Source organism: Nocardioides rotundus, from assembly GCF_019931675.1.
GTDB classification, from domain to species: domain Bacteria; phylum Actinomycetota; class Actinomycetes; order Propionibacteriales; family Nocardioidaceae; genus Nocardioides; species Nocardioides rotundus.
The window spans coordinates 3,010,696-3,025,594 of record NZ_CP082922.1 but is presented as its reverse complement, the minus strand read 5'-3'; the positions used below and the strand labels follow the sequence as shown (position 1 = coordinate 3,025,594).

The 14,899-nt window shown below is 68.8% G+C and carries 18 protein-coding genes and 1 other RNA gene; 18 read left to right on the top strand and 1 reads right to left on the bottom strand.

Annotated features, from left to right (window positions below; translation table 11 throughout):
* Positions 1-93: 93 nt before the first annotated feature.
* The 18 genes from K8W59_RS14920 (at position 94) to K8W59_RS14840 (ending at position 14,147) form a co-directional block, all read left to right on the top strand.
* Entirely contained in the window at positions 94-483 is a 390-nt protein-coding gene (locus tag K8W59_RS14920; RefSeq protein WP_223395221.1) for a hypothetical protein, read from the top strand.
* A gap of 123 nt (positions 484-606) precedes the next feature.
* The gene (locus tag K8W59_RS14915; RefSeq protein WP_223395219.1) at positions 607-1,464 is read left to right on the top strand and encodes a S1 family peptidase; all 858 of its coding nucleotides are present in this window, start codon (positions 607-609) and stop codon (positions 1,462-1,464) included.
* A 109-nt stretch (positions 1,465-1,573) separates the two neighbouring features.
* Positions 1,574-1,949: a transfer-messenger RNA gene (ssrA, locus tag K8W59_RS14910) on the top strand.
* 299 nt (positions 1,950-2,248) lie between these two features.
* Positions 2,249-2,548, top strand: a complete 300-nt coding sequence (locus K8W59_RS14905) for a YrhK family protein (protein WP_223395217.1) — start codon at positions 2,249-2,251, stop codon at positions 2,546-2,548.
* 139 nt (positions 2,549-2,687) lie between these two features.
* The gene (locus tag K8W59_RS14900) at positions 2,688-3,620 is read left to right on the top strand and encodes a DUF389 domain-containing protein (protein WP_223395215.1); all 933 of its coding nucleotides are present in this window, start codon (positions 2,688-2,690) and stop codon (positions 3,618-3,620) included.
* Positions 3,617-3,925, top strand: a complete 309-nt coding sequence (locus tag K8W59_RS14895) for an HIT family protein (RefSeq protein ID WP_223395213.1) — start codon at positions 3,617-3,619, stop codon at positions 3,923-3,925. The genes K8W59_RS14900 and K8W59_RS14895 overlap by 4 nt, the downstream gene beginning before the upstream one ends.
* A complete protein-coding gene (locus K8W59_RS14890) occupies positions 3,925-4,344 on the top strand; it encodes an HIT family protein (protein WP_223395204.1) in 420 nt (139 codons plus the stop codon). The genes K8W59_RS14895 and K8W59_RS14890 overlap by 1 nt, the downstream gene beginning before the upstream one ends.
* A 267-nt stretch (positions 4,345-4,611) precedes the next feature.
* Positions 4,612-5,520 carry an MT-A70 family methyltransferase gene (locus K8W59_RS14885; protein WP_223395194.1) on the top strand — a complete coding sequence of 303 codons (909 nt, stop codon included), beginning with the start codon at positions 4,612-4,614 and terminating at the stop codon, positions 5,518-5,520.
* 51 nt (positions 5,521-5,571) lie between these two features.
* Positions 5,572-7,344, top strand: coding sequence for an McrB family protein (locus K8W59_RS14880; RefSeq protein ID WP_223395192.1), 1,773 nt, complete (start codon positions 5,572-5,574; stop codon positions 7,342-7,344).
* Between the two features lie 38 nt (positions 7,345-7,382).
* Complete coding sequence (locus tag K8W59_RS14875) at positions 7,383-8,687, top strand: McrC family protein (RefSeq protein WP_223395183.1); 1,305 nt, start codon at positions 7,383-7,385, stop codon at positions 8,685-8,687.
* Positions 8,688-8,912: 225 nt separating this feature from the next.
* Positions 8,913-9,038: a hypothetical protein gene (locus K8W59_RS20230; RefSeq protein ID WP_263283251.1), complete on the top strand. Its 126-nt coding sequence runs from the start codon at positions 8,913-8,915 to the stop codon at positions 9,036-9,038.
* Positions 9,039-9,164: 126 nt separating this feature from the next.
* Positions 9,165-9,347 carry an HIT family protein gene (locus tag K8W59_RS14870; protein ID WP_397195925.1) on the top strand — a complete coding sequence of 61 codons (183 nt, stop codon included), beginning with the start codon at positions 9,165-9,167 and terminating at the stop codon, positions 9,345-9,347.
* 50 nt (positions 9,348-9,397) lie between these two features.
* Entirely contained in the window at positions 9,398-10,099 is a 702-nt protein-coding gene (locus tag K8W59_RS14865; RefSeq protein ID WP_223395181.1) for a hypothetical protein, read from the top strand.
* A gap of 43 nt (positions 10,100-10,142) precedes the next feature.
* Complete coding sequence (locus K8W59_RS14860) at positions 10,143-10,331, top strand: hypothetical protein (protein WP_223395179.1); 189 nt, start codon at positions 10,143-10,145, stop codon at positions 10,329-10,331.
* A 33-nt stretch (positions 10,332-10,364) separates the two neighbouring features.
* Entirely contained in the window at positions 10,365-10,772 is a 408-nt protein-coding gene (locus tag K8W59_RS14855; protein WP_223395177.1) for a hypothetical protein, read from the top strand.
* Between the two features lie 52 nt (positions 10,773-10,824).
* Positions 10,825-12,213: a M15 family metallopeptidase gene (locus K8W59_RS14850; protein WP_223395175.1), complete on the top strand. Its 1,389-nt coding sequence runs from the start codon at positions 10,825-10,827 to the stop codon at positions 12,211-12,213.
* Between the two features lie 73 nt (positions 12,214-12,286).
* On the top strand, positions 12,287-13,054 hold the full coding sequence (locus tag K8W59_RS14845) for a glucose 1-dehydrogenase (RefSeq protein WP_223395173.1): 768 nt from the start codon (positions 12,287-12,289) through the stop codon (positions 13,052-13,054).
* Between the two features lie 82 nt (positions 13,055-13,136).
* Positions 13,137-14,147, top strand: a complete 1,011-nt coding sequence (locus K8W59_RS14840; RefSeq protein ID WP_223395171.1) for a DUF3048 domain-containing protein — start codon at positions 13,137-13,139, stop codon at positions 14,145-14,147.
* A 3-nt stretch (positions 14,148-14,150) separates the two neighbouring features.
* Here the strand turns inward: K8W59_RS14840 and K8W59_RS14835 are convergent, their stop codons facing one another.
* A complete protein-coding gene (locus tag K8W59_RS14835) occupies positions 14,151-14,837 on the bottom strand; it encodes a TetR/AcrR family transcriptional regulator (protein WP_223395169.1) in 687 nt (228 codons plus the stop codon).
* Positions 14,838-14,899: the final 62 nt, after the last annotated feature.

The following is a 14,899-nucleotide window of genomic DNA, read 5'->3' as shown; positions in this document are numbered from 1 at the left end:
CTCCCTCATGCAGCGCTCACGGTCGTCTCACGGCCGGCGAGCAGAGTCTCTCCTGTCACCGAGACCACCGGCACCACCACCGAGGAGAGAGACATGAACAGCATCCTGCGCCGTACCGCCGCCACCCTGGGCACCACCGCCCTCGTCGCGACGCCGCTGACCCTGATGACGGCCTCTCCGGCCGCCGCCGCCGACCGTGAGTTCAGCTACGGCGGCGCCCAGGTCGAGTACGACGTGGAGAAGGACGACGGCCGCTTCGAGGTCGAGGTCGACGTCGACGACGCCAAGCCCGGCACCCGCTGGGTCATCACCCTGTGGCACGACGGCAACCGCTACTACCACCGGACCCGCACCGCCGACAGCGACGGCGACATCGAGGTGCAGCGGAGCCGCGCCAACACCAAGGGCAAGGACGTCTTCAAGATGCGGATCAAGAAGGTCGGCGGCCCGGCTGCGCAGACCCGCACCATCACCCGCTACTGAGCGACCCACGCACCACCACACGACGGGCACGTCCTTCGGGGCGTGCCCGTCGTTCGTCTCGTGCGGTGGCGGGTCGCCGGTGTTGTGATGTGGGCCTCCGACTCCCACTGAGAGGTAGCTCACGTGCGCACACGCCTGCTCACCGCCGCCGCGGCGGCCGCGACCCTGACCATGACCGGCCTGGTCGCAGCGCCGGCCACCGCCAGCACCGGCGGCACCGTCGACAGCGCGAACCAGTACTCCGCGGTCGGCATGATCGCGTTCTACTCCGACGGCGGCCGCTACCGCTGTACGGCGACCCTGGTCGACTCCGACACCCTGCTCACCGCCGCGCACTGCACCGACGGCACCGACGGGGCGACCGCGGTCAGCTTCGACTGGTTCATCGACGACGCCCCGCCGGCCGACCTGCCGGTGGCGAGCGACCCGGAGGCGGGCTACACCGACGCCGAGATCGAGTCGGCGGGCTGGCTGTCGGGGACGGCGTACACCTCGCCGGACTACTCCGACTTCACCGACATGGCGAACTGGAACGACTACGGCGTGATCGAGCTCGACGAGCCGGTCACCGGCATCGAGCCGATGAGCATCGCCCCGGTCGGCACCCTGGACGCGATCCCGACCTCGCAGCTGCGCAAGACCCTCTTCCGCGCCGTCGGCTACGGCACCGAGGTGCGCAAGGCCGAGGAGGGCCCGCAGAAGCCGACCCCGATGAGCTACCCGATGGTGCGGCGCTACGTCGACATGCCGGGCCAGAAGCTCACCCCGCAGATCCTGCAGACCAACGGCAACCCCAACGACACCGCCGGCACCGGCGGGACCTGCTTCGGCGACTCCGGCGGCCCGCTGCTGCTCGACGGCCAGATCGTCGGCGTGACCAGCTTCGGCTATACCTCCAACTGCCGCTACATCGACGGCTACCAGCGCGTGGACATCCAGATCGCGCAGGACTGGCTCAGCCAGTACGTCGACGGCCTGTGAGCCCGACCCGCGCCGGCCGCCGCCGGGGGAACAACCGGGCGGCGGCCGGCGTTGGGACGACGTACAATGAACACCGCACGGCGATGCCGTGCGCGTTGACAACTCCAGAGGGGCTGATCGGTTTCGACTTGGGACGTTAGTTCCAGGAGAAGCGGGTCGAGAAGCCAGCGTCATCTCGTTAACGATCGCTGGAAACCACAAGTGCCGACTCTAAGCGCACTGACTTCGCTCTCGCTGCCTGATTGCAGTGATCGAAGGGTCTGACCGGGCATCCGTCTCCGTCCCGGATCCAGGCCTCATCTAGGAGACTTGCTGGTCACTCCCTGTCGCAGGGGATGACCGGGACTCTCTCTGCGACTGGGCCTGTCGGCGACCCTGTCCGTGGGAGCGCCGGGGCCGAGCAGAACGACCACCCACGGACTGCACCCGGAGAAGACCTGGTTCGACGCTCGAGGACGCGGGTTCGATTCCCGCCAGCTCCACGTTCCGCAGAATGGCCCCTGACCTGCACGCATGCAGGTCAGGGGTCATTCGTATGCGTCGGCGTCAACAAGCCCGTCAACGCTCCTGAGTGAGGGGCGGCGGTGCAACCCGCCGCCTCCCACCTGACGCCGACGCCGCCGCCCGGCGTTTGGGCACCGGCGGCTGCCCTCCGTAGGCTGGACCGCCGTCATGTAACGCACAGATCGGTCACCTTGTCGAGCGTCACGGCACTCGACAGGCCGACCGACTTCTCGACAAGTTCGTACGACGCCCCGCGCCGCCCCCGAGAGGCCTCACACCCGTGACTCAGCACGTCCAGACCCACGACAACACCGTGACCGTCCACCTCGGCCGCGAGGAGCTGGTGATCCGCCAGCGCTACGAGACGATCGGGATCATCAACGACATCCTGATCGGCCTGTGGTTCCTGGTCGGCAGCTTCTTCTTCCTCAACACCTCCCTGGTCGAGGCCGGCACCTGGCTGTTCATCCTGGGCAGCATCGAGATGCTGATTCGCCCGGTCATCCGGTTCGCCCGGCGAGTGCACCTGAACCGCTTCCACCCCGGCACCCCCGGCGTGGGCGCGAGCCACGACTTCTGAGCCGCCCGCGGGCCGGCTCGGCGCCTAAGCCCGGGAGGTTCCCAGGGAATCCGGTCGCTTCCCGGCTGAAACTTCAGCCGGACAGTGACACGATCCCCGGTGCACCGGGGAAACGTCCCCCGCCCGGCAGACTGACCCCATGCAGCAGCTGCGAGTGGTCTGCCCGACGGCCCAGGGTCCGGAGGTCGTGGGCATGTTGGAGCAGCACCCGGGGACGGCGCTGGTCACCCGGGTGCCCGGCGCCCCGGAGGGCGCGGTGGCGGACGTGGTCGAGGCGCTGGTCGCGCGGGAGGTCGTCGAGGACGTCCTGGACCGGCTGACCGACCTCGGCGTCGATCGCACCGGGGGAGTGACGCTGCAGGACCTCGACCTGATGGTCTCGGTGCCCGGTGAGGAGGCGGAGAAGGCGGCTCCCGGGGACGCCGTCGACGCGGTGATCTGGGACCAGCTGGTCGCGACGACCGGCGACGACAGCGCCATCACCCCGATGTACCTCGCCTTCCTCGTCATCGCCTGCCTGCTGGCCGCCCTGGGCGTGGTGACGGAGTCGCCGGAGACGATCGTCGGCGCCATGGTGGTCGCCCCGGACTTCGGCCCGCTCGCGGCCTTCGCCGTGGGCGTGGTCGGCCGCCGGAGGGACCTCGTACGACGCGGGGTCACCGCCCTGCTGGTCGGCTACCCCCTCGCGATCGCCGTGACCGCGGCCTGCACCCTGCTCGCCCAGGCGCTCGGGCTCTTCGACCCCGGCGTGGTGGCGAACCTGGAGGAGGTCTCCTTCGTCTACCACGTCGGCCCGGCGTCGGTCGCGGTCGCGCTCCTCGCCGGGGCGGCCGGGATGCTCGCCCTGACCTCGCAGAAGTCGGCGACCCTGATCGGGGTGTTCATCTCCGTCACCACCGTCCCGGCAGCCGGCTTCGCCGCGGTCGCGATCGTGGCGGGCGACTGGAGCCACGCCGGCCGGGCCCTCCTCCAGCTGCTGGTCAACCTCGCCGGGGTGGCGATCGCGGGGGTCGTCGTACTCCACCTGCGCCGCAGCCGGATGGGCACGCTGCATCACGAGAGGCTGCGATGACCGACTGCCTGTTCTGCCGGATCGTCGCGGGCGAGGAGCCCGCGGCGAGGGTGCTGGCCCGCGACGGCTTCACCGCCTTCCTCGACGTACGGCCGGTCTTCAAGGGGCACGTCCTGCTGGTCCCTGACGAGCACGTCGTCACCCTGCCCGACCTCCCGGCGGCCGAGCGCGACCCGTTCCTCGCCCTCGGCCAGCAGCTGTGCACCGCGATGGTCGAGGAGCTCGGCGCGCAGGGTCTTGTTAACTGCACTCTCTCAGGTGGCTCGTCGTGGGAGATTCCGGGCGCAGGGAAAGCAGCGGCGTAGTGGACTTGTGCCTCTTCTGTTCGATCATCGCCGGGGACACTGCGGCCCACGTCGTGCTCGATGAACCCGAAGTCTTCGGGTTTCTCGACGCTCGCCCAGTATTCAAGGGTCACGTGCTCGTCGTACCGCGCGAGCACCACGCAACGATGACGGACCTGCCGTCACCCTTGTTGGCGACCCTGTTCGGGGCGGTGCAACGTGTTGCGTCGGCCGTTCCGGCAGCACTCGGGTCGACGGGAACCTTCGTCGCCGTGAACAACGTTGTCAGCCAGTCGGTGCCCCATGTGCACGTCCACGTGGTCCCACGAACGAAGGGGGACGGCCTGCGGGGCTTCTTCTGGCCTCGCACCAAGTACGCCGACGACGAGGCGGCCACCTACGCACAGCGAGTTCGGACGGCACTGAAGTCGCCAATCTGAGTGGGGGCGAACATCCGCCAAGCCCAACAATCCACAGACCGTGACTGAGCGGGCGCCGAAATGTCGGTGCCCTCCGGCAGGGTCGGGTTCGTTGGGCACGCCGGGGATGGCTGTTAGTGCAGGGCGGGGTCGAAGCACCCATCCGCGAGGATGCCCGGCGCGGCGACCAACGTGCGCACCCTCGGCGTTAGGTGGGGCTTGGCGACATAGAGCTCGTCCACGTCACAACGTCGTCCAGGGAGCGCCGCGACAGAGAGAAGATCTGAAGTGAAAAGGTTCGACACGCAGGACAGTTGGATCTCAGATGAGATCTACTTCGCTAACGTCAACGCCGTGACGATGACGACAGCCTCCCCCCTCCGCCCCGAGAACGATGTTCTTCCACTCCCCGAGACGCCCGGCGGCTTCAAGACGGTCCTCGCGGATCCGCCCTGGCGGTTCACCAACCGGACCGGCAAGGTGGCTCCTGAGCATCGACGGCTGGACCGCTACTCGACGATGACCCTTGACGCGATCAAGAACATCCCTGTCTCCACGGTTGTGGCCGACAACGCCCACCTGTACCTGTGGGTGCCGAACGCGCTACTCCCCGACGGGATGGCTGTGATGAAGGCATGGGGATTTCGCTACGTGTCCAATATCGTTTGGGCAAAACGCCGCAAGGACGGCGGGCCGGATGGTCGCGGTGTTGGCTTTTACTTCAGGAACGTCACCGAGATCCTTCTATTTGGTGTCCGCGGGTCGATGCGCACGCTGAGCCCTGCCCGCAGCCAGGTCAACATGATCGAGACCCGCAAGCGGGAGCATTCTCGCAAGCCAGACGAGCAGTACGACCTGATCGAGGACTGCTCGCCCGGCCCGCATCTGGAACTCTTCGCGCGCCACCCTCGGGAGGGTTGGACCGTGTGGGGCGACGAGTCCGATGAAGGCGTGACCCCACGTGGGCAGGTCCACCGTGGGTACGCGGGCGGGCCGATCCTGGCCCCGGTTCTAGAGCCCCACGAGCGACTGAATCCCGGAACCAAGGAGACTGTGGGTGCGTCACTGCGATCCGAGTACGAGCGAGGGTCGAGCATTCGTGACCTCGCGGCTCAGACCGGATACTCGATTGGTCGCATTAGGACGTTGCTGACCGACGCGGGCACAACTTTCAGGGACCCAGGGCGACACGCCTGATCCGAAGCATTCCTGCCAAGGTGGACGTCCATCTCGGGCAGACTGTCTGCCGTGCCCCCAATCCCCAGCCTCGGTGCCATCTCTTTCACCAAGTTCACCTCACCCGAGGCGACAGTCGATGTGCTGAGCAAGATCGTGCCGGGGACGACTACGGGCAGCGAGGTCGAGGCAGCGCTCGGGGCAGCCGGTCAGGCGGAGCCGTTGTGGAACGACCTGGTTGCCTACGAGCCACCGCTGGCCAATCCCAGGGCTCCGGCGGGTTCACAGATCGTGGTGGACAATGAATTGTTGCGTGCGGCGCGGGACGAGCGGGGTGATCGATACCTCTTGCTCTGGGTTGCGCTCAACCTGGCTGACCCGCGGCTCGATGATGTCGTTCGCGAAGTCCTCACGGATAGCAACGGTCGCTTGAAGCCCAGCGCCGTGAACGCCACCGCCCTGAATGCAACGCTCGATAAGCGCAACAACGACAGTGACGACGAACTGCCGCACGGCACCAAGGCGACCTCCAACATTCTCAGCCTGCTGGAGCGCTGCCAGGTGATCGACCCGAAGAAGCACGGGGGGTCAATCGTGGGTGTCGAGCGGACGCTGCCTACGCGCCATGCCGTGCCAGGTGCGGTCACGCTGATCGGCGAGCGTCTGGCCGACCGCGGCTTCGCCGCTCTTCCGGGCCGAGCAGTCGACCTCGCACTCAGCATCGGAGCCAACGCTTGGCTCAACCTGTCACCAGGGGAGTTCCGCGAGGCGTACGAGTCCGCGGGACTAGCGACGCAGGCTCAGAGCACCCGCGCCGACATCCCCGACGAACTCGCGGAACTGGCGTCGCAGTTGCGCCGCAAGGGCCAGGTCGTGCTCCAAGGACCGCCTGGCGCAGGAAAGACCTACGTGGCCAAGCAATACGTGGGCTGGGCGACCGCGAGCCGCATCGAGGAGAGCCGCCTCCAAGCGATCATCGACGGACTACCCGCAAACGAACGCAACGTGCCAGGCATCGCCAGCGAGGTAGAGCGCCGGGGCCTGACCGGGCTATGGGACATCGTGCAGTTCCATCCAGGCTACGACTACACCGACTTCGTTCGGGCCCTGGTCGCCCAGCCGCATGGCGAGGGAGTCACCTTTGTCCCGCAGCACCGCATCCTGAGCCTCATCTCAGCGGTAGGCGCCGAACTCGCCGCCCGCGGTTACGATATCGAGCTGGTCCTCGTGCTTGATGAGATCAATCGTGGCGACATCCCCAACATCTTCGGCGAATTGCTTTACGCGTTGGAGTATCGCGGCGAGGCCGTCGCCACGCCTTACTCGGTCGATGGCGACGCGTCGTTGACGATCCCAGGCAACCTTCGCCTTCTTGGCACAATGAACACGGCCGATCGCAGTATCGCGGTCATCGATTATGCACTGCGACGACGCTTCGTGTTCCTCGATGTGTCAGCAACCGATGAGCCAATCCGATCCTTCGCGTTCGACAACGACCAGACCCGCCACGCGGCCCTGTGGCTCCACGCCACGACTGCCGAGGCGCTGGGCGATGCGCCGTCAGGGTTGCAGGTCGGCCCCTCCTACTTCATGGCCGAGCCAGACGGCGCATACAGCAGCCTGGATGTCCTGGCGGCACGGTACGTCTACGAGGTTCTCCCGCTGCTCGGCGAGTACGAGATGGAAGGCGAGGTAGACCCAAGCGTCATCGCCGGACTTCGGCAGGCCCTGGGCTTGTCTGCCGGTTCCCCTCAGCGCGCCCACGCCGATGAACTCGCAGACCATCTGGCGACCCAGCCGTGGATCGCGGTTACCGCCACGCCTGAGAGTGACGACGAGGCGTGACGCACCTAATAGAAGTGCGTGAGCACGGGAGAGTGCCCGTGGCGGAGGAGGTTGTCGCGGCGATACCGAATGAGTTCTGGAAGAGCGCCGACTGCGAGGTGACCAAGAGCGCTGCTGACGACACCTGGATACTCCGAGCGGGTAACAGTGTCGGCGTCACCCGCTCACGCGCACCGATCGGAGACGTGACCCTTCAGGTCCGCCCCAAACTCGACGCCGCCGACGTGTTCTTCTTGGCGGACTACGCCTACGAGCAACGCCACGAGCCCCTCAAGCTCCTCGATCACGACGACGTCGACCTCGACGCCGTGCTGCGAGACCCCTCTGCATGTCTCCTGGTCTGGCAGGCGCGGGCAATCCGAGACTTCGCGGCTCGCTGGTTGCGGCGCGACTACCAAACAACCGCCCGAGTGCTCAACGCCAAGGTGAAGGGCAAGATCCTCGTCAGCCGCTACGTCCCCAATCACCTCGCTGTGGGCGATGCTGCGAGCATCCCGTGCCGAGTTCAAGAACGAACACAGGACACCCCGAACAACCGAATATTGAAAGCGGGCCTGCGCTACATCGCCGCTGTCAGCCACAGCCTGCCGGTGCCCGCGGCCCGGCGTGCCGTTCTCAGGCAGGTCAACGCCACCCTGCCGCTCTTCGCGCAAGTCTCCGACATCCGCGTCTCTGCCAGCGACATCCGAGCCACCTCTACACGCGGGCCACAGCGCCACTACGCCAAAGTGCTGAGTGCAACTCTCGGGCTCCTCCAAAACCGCCTCATGGGAGACGATCTCGGCACCGCTCAGTCGACCTCTGCATTCATGTGGCGCATGCCGATTCTGCTCCAGGAGGCAGTCCGTGGCCTCATGCACTCAACGCCCGGTCTGATTCTGGCGCCCGACAAACCCGGAACCGCTCGAATTCATGACGCGGATGGGAAGAGCAGAAGGTCGTCGAAGGTTGACCCCGACTTGGTACTGCGGGTCGACGGCGGGCGGACCCTGCTCATCGACACCAAGTACAAGGACGTCCTGCCCAGCAGTCACAAGGTTGACGACGAGCATGTGACCACAATCGGCGAGCGACATCGCATCAAGATCAGCCGATCCGACATCTACCAGGTCGTGGCGTACCGCCAACACGAGGACTGGCCGGATTCCACCGCCACGCTCCTCTACCCCTTGGTCCTTGCCGCGGGCGACGCTCTTCCCGCTCCGATGGAAGTTCGCGGATTCGGGGCGCCCGTCTCGTTGCTCTTCATGGACATCGGCAGGAACGCAGCGGCGAACCTCTCTGCCTTCTTCGAGGCCCTGCGGACCGTCAGTGAGCAGAGATCAGCCTCGCTGGCTGTCTGAGCAACGTCCCGGCGGCGGGTCGTCCGTGGACCTGGCGCGCCGTCACAGGAGTGTCGGCGGCGTCTGCGAAGTTTGGTGCGTGGACGGTTACGAGGTTTGCCCGGATGATCGCCGTCGTCGGCGAGTCGCTCACTCGAAATCACATTGTTGTAATTATGTGTGATAATGGTGCTGCGCCCGAATCTCGGGTGTCCGTTCCGGGCGGCTACCCGGGTAGGAGGAGACATGCCGCGAGGCAAGCCACCGCAGGTGCCCAAGAGGGGCGGCGGTACGCAGGAGCGCGACCGCAACAAGGATGGTCGTTGGCGCGAGAAGCGCGACGACGCCGGCAAGAAGAAGGGCAGCAAGTAGGCCCGGGGAAGGGCCTACAAGGAGCGGTCGGGACAGTGAAGTTGTCCCGACCGCTCGCCGTCTCACACTACCCAAGGGATGCCAAGGTCTCTGGGTGCGGTCGCGGTCCAATCGAGGGGTGACCAGGTGCAGACAAGCTCCTTCGTGGCCATCAACAACGTGGTCTCCCAGTCGGTGCCGCACCTGCACCTTCACGTCGTGCCGCGAACCAAGGGGGACGGGCTGCGGGGGTTCTTCTGGCCGCGCACCCGGTACGCCGACGGCGAGGCGGAGGAGTACGCCGCCCGCTTGCGGCGCCACCTGGACTGATCCCGCCAAGACCGCCCGAGCGGGGCCGAACGCTGTTAGGTTCCCCAGTCATGAACCGGACACGTCTCGGGGCCGCTGTGTTCGCCCCCGCCCTGCTCCTGACCCTCCTCGTCGGCTGTGGCTCGGGCGGCGGCTCCGACGAGCCCTCGGGCGACTCCGCCTCCTCCGAGTCGTCCTCGGCGGCCGAGGACTCCTCCGGCGGCTCGTCGGAGGAGGCGAGCGACTCCGCGGACTCGGGCAACCGGGTCTCGGGTGACGGCGTCTCCTTCGCGAAGCCGGAGGGCTGGATCACCCTCGAGGCCGACGACCTCACCCAGCAGGCCGAGGGCAACTCCGACGTCGCCGAGGCCGCCCGGCAGATGAACCTGTCCCCGGAGGAGCTCACCCAGGCGATGGGCCAGGCCAGCGTCTTCCTGATCGACCCGGAGGGCGGCAACGGCACGTTCGCCGACAACATCAACGTGCTCGCCCCCGGCGGCACCAAGCCGCCGGACTCGGTGATCGAGCAGCAGTTCTCCCAGCTCGGCGCCACGGTGCAGGACCTGCGGACCGAGGACAGCGACCTGGGCGAGGTCACGGTCGTCAGCTATGTCCTGCCGGTCGCCGCCGGCAAGGTCCAGGGGGTCTCGCTGATCATGGAGCCCCAGGGACAGACGGTGAACGTCACCGTCAGCACCACCGACCGGGACACCAGCACGGAGCTCGCTGACGGCATCCTCGGGTCGCTGCAGGCCGACGACAGCGGACAGTGAGCGCGCCGGCGGGTGTGTGTGGTCGGCTGTTAGGTTGCGCAGCATGCGCACGTCACGCCTCTCGGCCGCCCTCGTCGCCTCCGCCCTCCTCCTCGCGGGCTGCGGCTCGGACGCCGAGGAGCCGGCCGGCGGCTCGGGAGAGTCGAGCTCGAGCGAGACCTCCAGCGACGGCGCGAGCGCCGCGGGCCCGGTCTCAGCCGGCGGCATCGCCTTCCAGCCGCCCGAGGGCTAGCAGGTCGTCGGCGACGAGCAGGGCGCTCTCGGGGTGGGTGAGGCGGCCCGGCGGCTCGGCACCGACCAGCAGGCCGTGCAGAAGGCGGTGGACAACACCGAGCTCCTCATGGTCGACCCCGACGCGGAGGGCGAGTTCGGGGACAACCTGAACGTCCGGTCGCTGACCGGCACGATGCCGACGAAGAAGGAGCTGCGCCAGCAGCTCGGCGGCATCCAGGGCACCGTCACCGACATCCAGACCACCGACACCGACGCCGGCGAGACCATGGTCGCGACGTACACCATGAACGGGCCGGTCGACGCCTTCGGCAGCGAGATCTTGGTGCCGGTGGGGGAGCAGGTCGCGATCCTCACCATGATGACCGGCGACGAGAGCCGCACCCTCGACCTCACCGACGGGGTCGTGAGCTCCCTGGACGCCGCGCAAGACGGCCAGTAGACCCCCGTCGGTTCGGCTGACGGGAGGCGCGCGGCGCACTAGCCTGAGGCGCATGGTCCTGCGCCGTCTCGGCTCCCTGGTCGCCCTGGTCGTGCTCGCCGTGCTGGCGGGGCCGCTGCCCGCGCACGCGGCGCAGCCCACCGCCCTCACCGTCACTGCCGGGCCGGCGGCCTTCGCCGGGGAGGACAGCAGCGTCGCCGTCCGGCTCACCACCGGCGACGGGGCCGGCGTCCCGGGCGCGACCGTGCAGGTCGAGCGCCGCATCGGGGGCACCTGGCAGCCCTTCACCGCCCTGACCACCGACGCCCAGGGCGCGGCGTCCGCACCGGTGACCCTGCGGCGGGTCGCCGCGGACAACGTCCTGCGCGCCCGGTTCGCCGGGACCGCCACCCACGCCGGTTCGCAGAGCACCGCCACGCAGCTGCTGCTCAAGCGGCGGGTGTCCACGGTGGGCCTCGGCGCCCCGGCCACGCTCGTCGACGGGCGCGCGGCCACCCTGACGATCGAACGGGTGGCGGGCAACGGCGAGCAGGTGCCCGGCACGGTGCGGCTCGATGTACGGCGACCCGGCGGAGACTGGCAGCGGCACTCCTCGGTGCGCCTGGGCAGCGCGGGCCGGACCACGGTGACCGTGCGTCCCACCACCGACACCCGCTGGCGGGTCGTCGCCCCGCGCCTGGACTGGGTGGAGGCGGACGTCTCGCCCACCCGCTTCATCGACCTGCTGCCCTCCGGCGAGCCGGTGCGGCTGCCCGCCGACGCGCCGCGGCCGCGGATCTCCCTGCCGGCCCAGCCTCGCGCCGTCGGGGAGGGACCCAACGCGGTCGTCAGTCGGATCCCGGACGGGATCTGGCGGAACATGGTCGGTCGCAGCTGGCACCGCGGCTGCCCCGTGGGCCGTGCCGGGCTCCGCCTGGTCCGGGTGAACTACTGGAGCTACAGCGGATGGCGTCGCCGTGGCGAGCTCGTCGTCGCCGCGGGCGCGGCCGACAACGTGGCCCGGGCGATGAGCTCGCTCTACCGGCAGGACATCCCGTTCCGGTCGATCTACCGCGTGGACCGGTTCGGCTGGTCCGACCGGCTCCAGGGCGCCAACGACTACAAGTCCATGCAGGCCGGCAACACCTCGGCGTTCAACTGCCGCTCCGTCGTCGGCCGTCCGGGCATCCGCTCGCCGCACGCCACCGGGCGCGCGCTCGACCTCAACACCTGGGAGAACCCCTACCACTCCGCCGACGGCTGGGTGCCGAACCGCTGGTGGGCCTATCGCTCCCACGGGCGGGTCGCCTGGCGCAGCCGCTCCCACCCGGTGGTCTCCACGATGGCCGGTCAGGGCTTCCGGTGGACCTACGGCGTCCAGGACTCCCAGCACTTCGACCTCGGCTCCGGATCGGGCCGGGCGGTCATCGACCCGCGCTGTGTGGACGTGATCTGCGACTGACCCCTCCCGGGTGCCGAGCGGCCCTGCGCCTAGGGTGGCCCCTGCACACACCCCGGAGCAGAGGAGACCTCAGATGGGCCGTTTCGACGGACGAGTCGCGATCGTGACCGGAGCCGCGCGCGGCATCGGGTTCGGCATCGCCCAGCGCTTCGCCTCCGAGGGCGCCTCGATCGCCGTCCTCGACCTGGACGGGGACGCCGCCGCCGACGCGGCCGGCCGGCTGGAGCTGGCCGACGGGGCACGGGCGGTCGGCGTGGCCTGCGACGTCGCCGACGCCTCCTCCGCGGAGGCCGCGGTGGAGCAGGTCGTCGCCGACCTGGGCGCCGTACACATCCTGGTCAACAACGCGGGCGTCACCCGCGACAACCTGCTGTTCAAGATGACCGAGGACGACTGGGACACCGTCATGGGTGTGCACCTCAAGGGCGCGTTCAACATGACCAAGGCGGCCCAGAAGCACTTCGTGGAGCAGAAGTACGGCAAGGTGCTCAACCTCTCCAGCGTCTCCGCGCTGGGCAACCGCGGCCAGGCGAACTACTCCGCGGCGAAGATGGGCATCCAGGGCTTCACCCGCACCCTGGCCCTCGAGCTGGGCCCGTTCGGCGTCAACGCGAACGCCGTCGCGCCGGGCTTCATCGTGACCGAGATGACCGACGCCACCGCGCGCCGGCTGAAGATGGAGCCCGAGGAGCTGCAGCGGCTCAACGCCGAGAGCACCCCGGTGCGCCGGGTCGGCCAGCCCGAGGACATCGCCGCCGCGGCGGCGTTCCTGTGCAGCGACGAGGCGTCCTTCATCACCGGCCAGACGCTGTACGTCGACGGCGGGCGCAAGGTCGGCTGAGTCCCGCGTGTCCCTCGTGTCACGGGGCACACCGACCTCCACACTGGACGCAACTGCTCACGACCCTCCCAGGAGTCTCGACGTGCGTCATCCTGCCCGCCTCTCCCTGGCCGCGCTCACCGTCGCCGGCCTGCTGCTCTCCGGTTGCTCCGGCGACGCCAACGGCTCGGGGGAGGCGCAGCCGGCCAGCCAACAGACCCAGGACGGCGGCGTGTTCGCCTCGACCTGGCCGCTGACCGGCCTGAACGCCAAGGGCGACCAGCAGACCGCTCAGGACCACCCGATCCTGGTGGCCAAGATCGACAACAGTGGCAGCGCCCAGCAGTCCGGCCTCTCCGACGCCGACCTGGTGGTGGAGGAGCTGGTCGAGGGCGGCACCACCCGCCTCGCGGCGTTCTTCTACTCCACGATGCCCGACGAGGTCGGTCCGGTCCGGTCGATGCGCGCCAGCGACATCGGCATCGTCCCCGAGGGTGCCCGGATCGTCACCAGCGGTGCCGCGCCGGTGACGATCAAGCGGGTGAAGGACGCCGGCATCACCTTCTACGGCGAGGGGGCCAAGGGGTTCTACCGGTCGAGCTCGCAGGCCGCGCCGTACAACCTGTTCAGCCGGCTCTCCGAGCTCGCGGACTCGATCAAGGTCAAGACCACCCGCCCCGACGACTACCTGGAGTGGGGGACCGCGCAGGACCTGCCCCAGGGCGTGCCCGCGACCACGGTCTACGCCGACTTCGGCAGCCACACCTCGCAGTGGAACTTCGACAAGTCCTCCGGCCGGTGGAACAGCCCCACGAGCAACGCTCGTCAGGGCGATGAGTTCCCCGCCGAGACGGTGCTCGCGCTCAAGGTGCGCGTGGGCGACGCGGGCTACAAGGACCCGGCCGGCTCCTTCGTGCCCGAGACCAAGTTCGAGGGCAAGGGCGAGGCCCTGCTCTTCCACGACGGCCGGATGGTGCGCGGCACGTGGAGCAAGGACGGGCTCAAGGGGCCGATCAAGCTGACCACCAAGTCCGGCAAGCTCACCGTGCCCGCCGGCCGCGTCTTCATCGAGCTGGTGCCCGCCAAGGAGGGCGGCGTCCGCTGGGAGAAGTGAGGCTCACTCCTCGGTGACCTCCGGCTCCGAGTCGGGCTCAGGCTCCGGCTCGGAGTCGGCCAGCAGGCGCAGCGCGCCCAGGATCACGCTGATCGCGGTCTCCACCCGCTCGCTCTCCCCGGCGGGGTCGGGGGCGGTGGCGACGGTCGCGCCGGCCGAGCTCATCGCGCCGAAGAAGATGCGGCCGAAGGTCTGCTGCATCTCCTCGTCGAAGTCCCACCGATCGGCGCCGAGCACCCCGCGCACGATCTCGAGCACGATGGCGTAGGTGGAGCGCTCCTGCTGCTCGCGGAACCGCTCGTAGCCGAGGACCGCCGGCCCCTCCTGGATCACGATGCGGCGGTACGACGGCTCCTGGACGATCGCCAGGAACGAGCGCAGGCCGGCGGACGCCTTGTCCCAGGGGTCCTTCTCGTCGCGTACGGCGGTCCGGATCGTCTCGGCCGCCTCGCCCTCGACCCGGTCCACGACCGCCTCGAAGAGCGCCGCCTTGCCGCTGAAGTGGTGGTAGAGCGCCCCCTTGGTGACCTGGGCGCCCGCCACGATCTGGTCCAGTGAGGTGGCGGAGAAGCCCTGCGCGGTGAACAGCCCCTGGGCCACCTCGACCAGGGTCCGTCGGGTGGAGGCCCGTCCCCGGCCCGCCGAGGGGACCCCGGAGGGGAGGAACTTGGCGCGTTTCGCGGCGGACATCCCCGCAGCATAGGACGGCGTACGCCGCCTGTGCGCGAGGTCACGGTGCGTCGGGTTTGGGT

Bases quoted from the DNA above. Each gene is read 5' to 3' on its own strand.
- K8W59_RS14920 (WP_223395221.1), top strand. From the start codon at position 94: ATGAACAGCATCCTGCGCCGTACCGCCGCCACCCTGGGCACCACCGCC.
- K8W59_RS14900 (WP_223395215.1), top strand. From the start codon at position 2,688: ATGCAGCAGCTGCGAGTGGTCTGCCCGACGGCCCAGGGTCCGGAGGTC.
- K8W59_RS14845 (WP_223395173.1), top strand. From the start codon at position 12,287: ATGGGCCGTTTCGACGGACGAGTCGCGATCGTGACCGGAGCCGCGCGC.
- K8W59_RS14850 (WP_223395175.1), top strand. From the start codon at position 10,825: ATGGTCCTGCGCCGTCTCGGCTCCCTGGTCGCCCTGGTCGTGCTCGCC.
- K8W59_RS14835 (WP_223395169.1), bottom strand. From the start codon at position 14,837: ATGTCCGCCGCGAAACGCGCCAAGTTCCTCCCCTCCGGGGTCCCCTCG.
- K8W59_RS20230 (WP_263283251.1), top strand. From the start codon at position 8,913: ATGCCGCGAGGCAAGCCACCGCAGGTGCCCAAGAGGGGCGGCGGTACG.
- K8W59_RS14865 (WP_223395181.1), top strand. From the start codon at position 9,398: ATGAACCGGACACGTCTCGGGGCCGCTGTGTTCGCCCCCGCCCTGCTC.
- K8W59_RS14860 (WP_223395179.1), top strand. From the start codon at position 10,143: ATGCGCACGTCACGCCTCTCGGCCGCCCTCGTCGCCTCCGCCCTCCTC.
- K8W59_RS14895 (WP_223395213.1), top strand. From the start codon at position 3,617: ATGACCGACTGCCTGTTCTGCCGGATCGTCGCGGGCGAGGAGCCCGCG.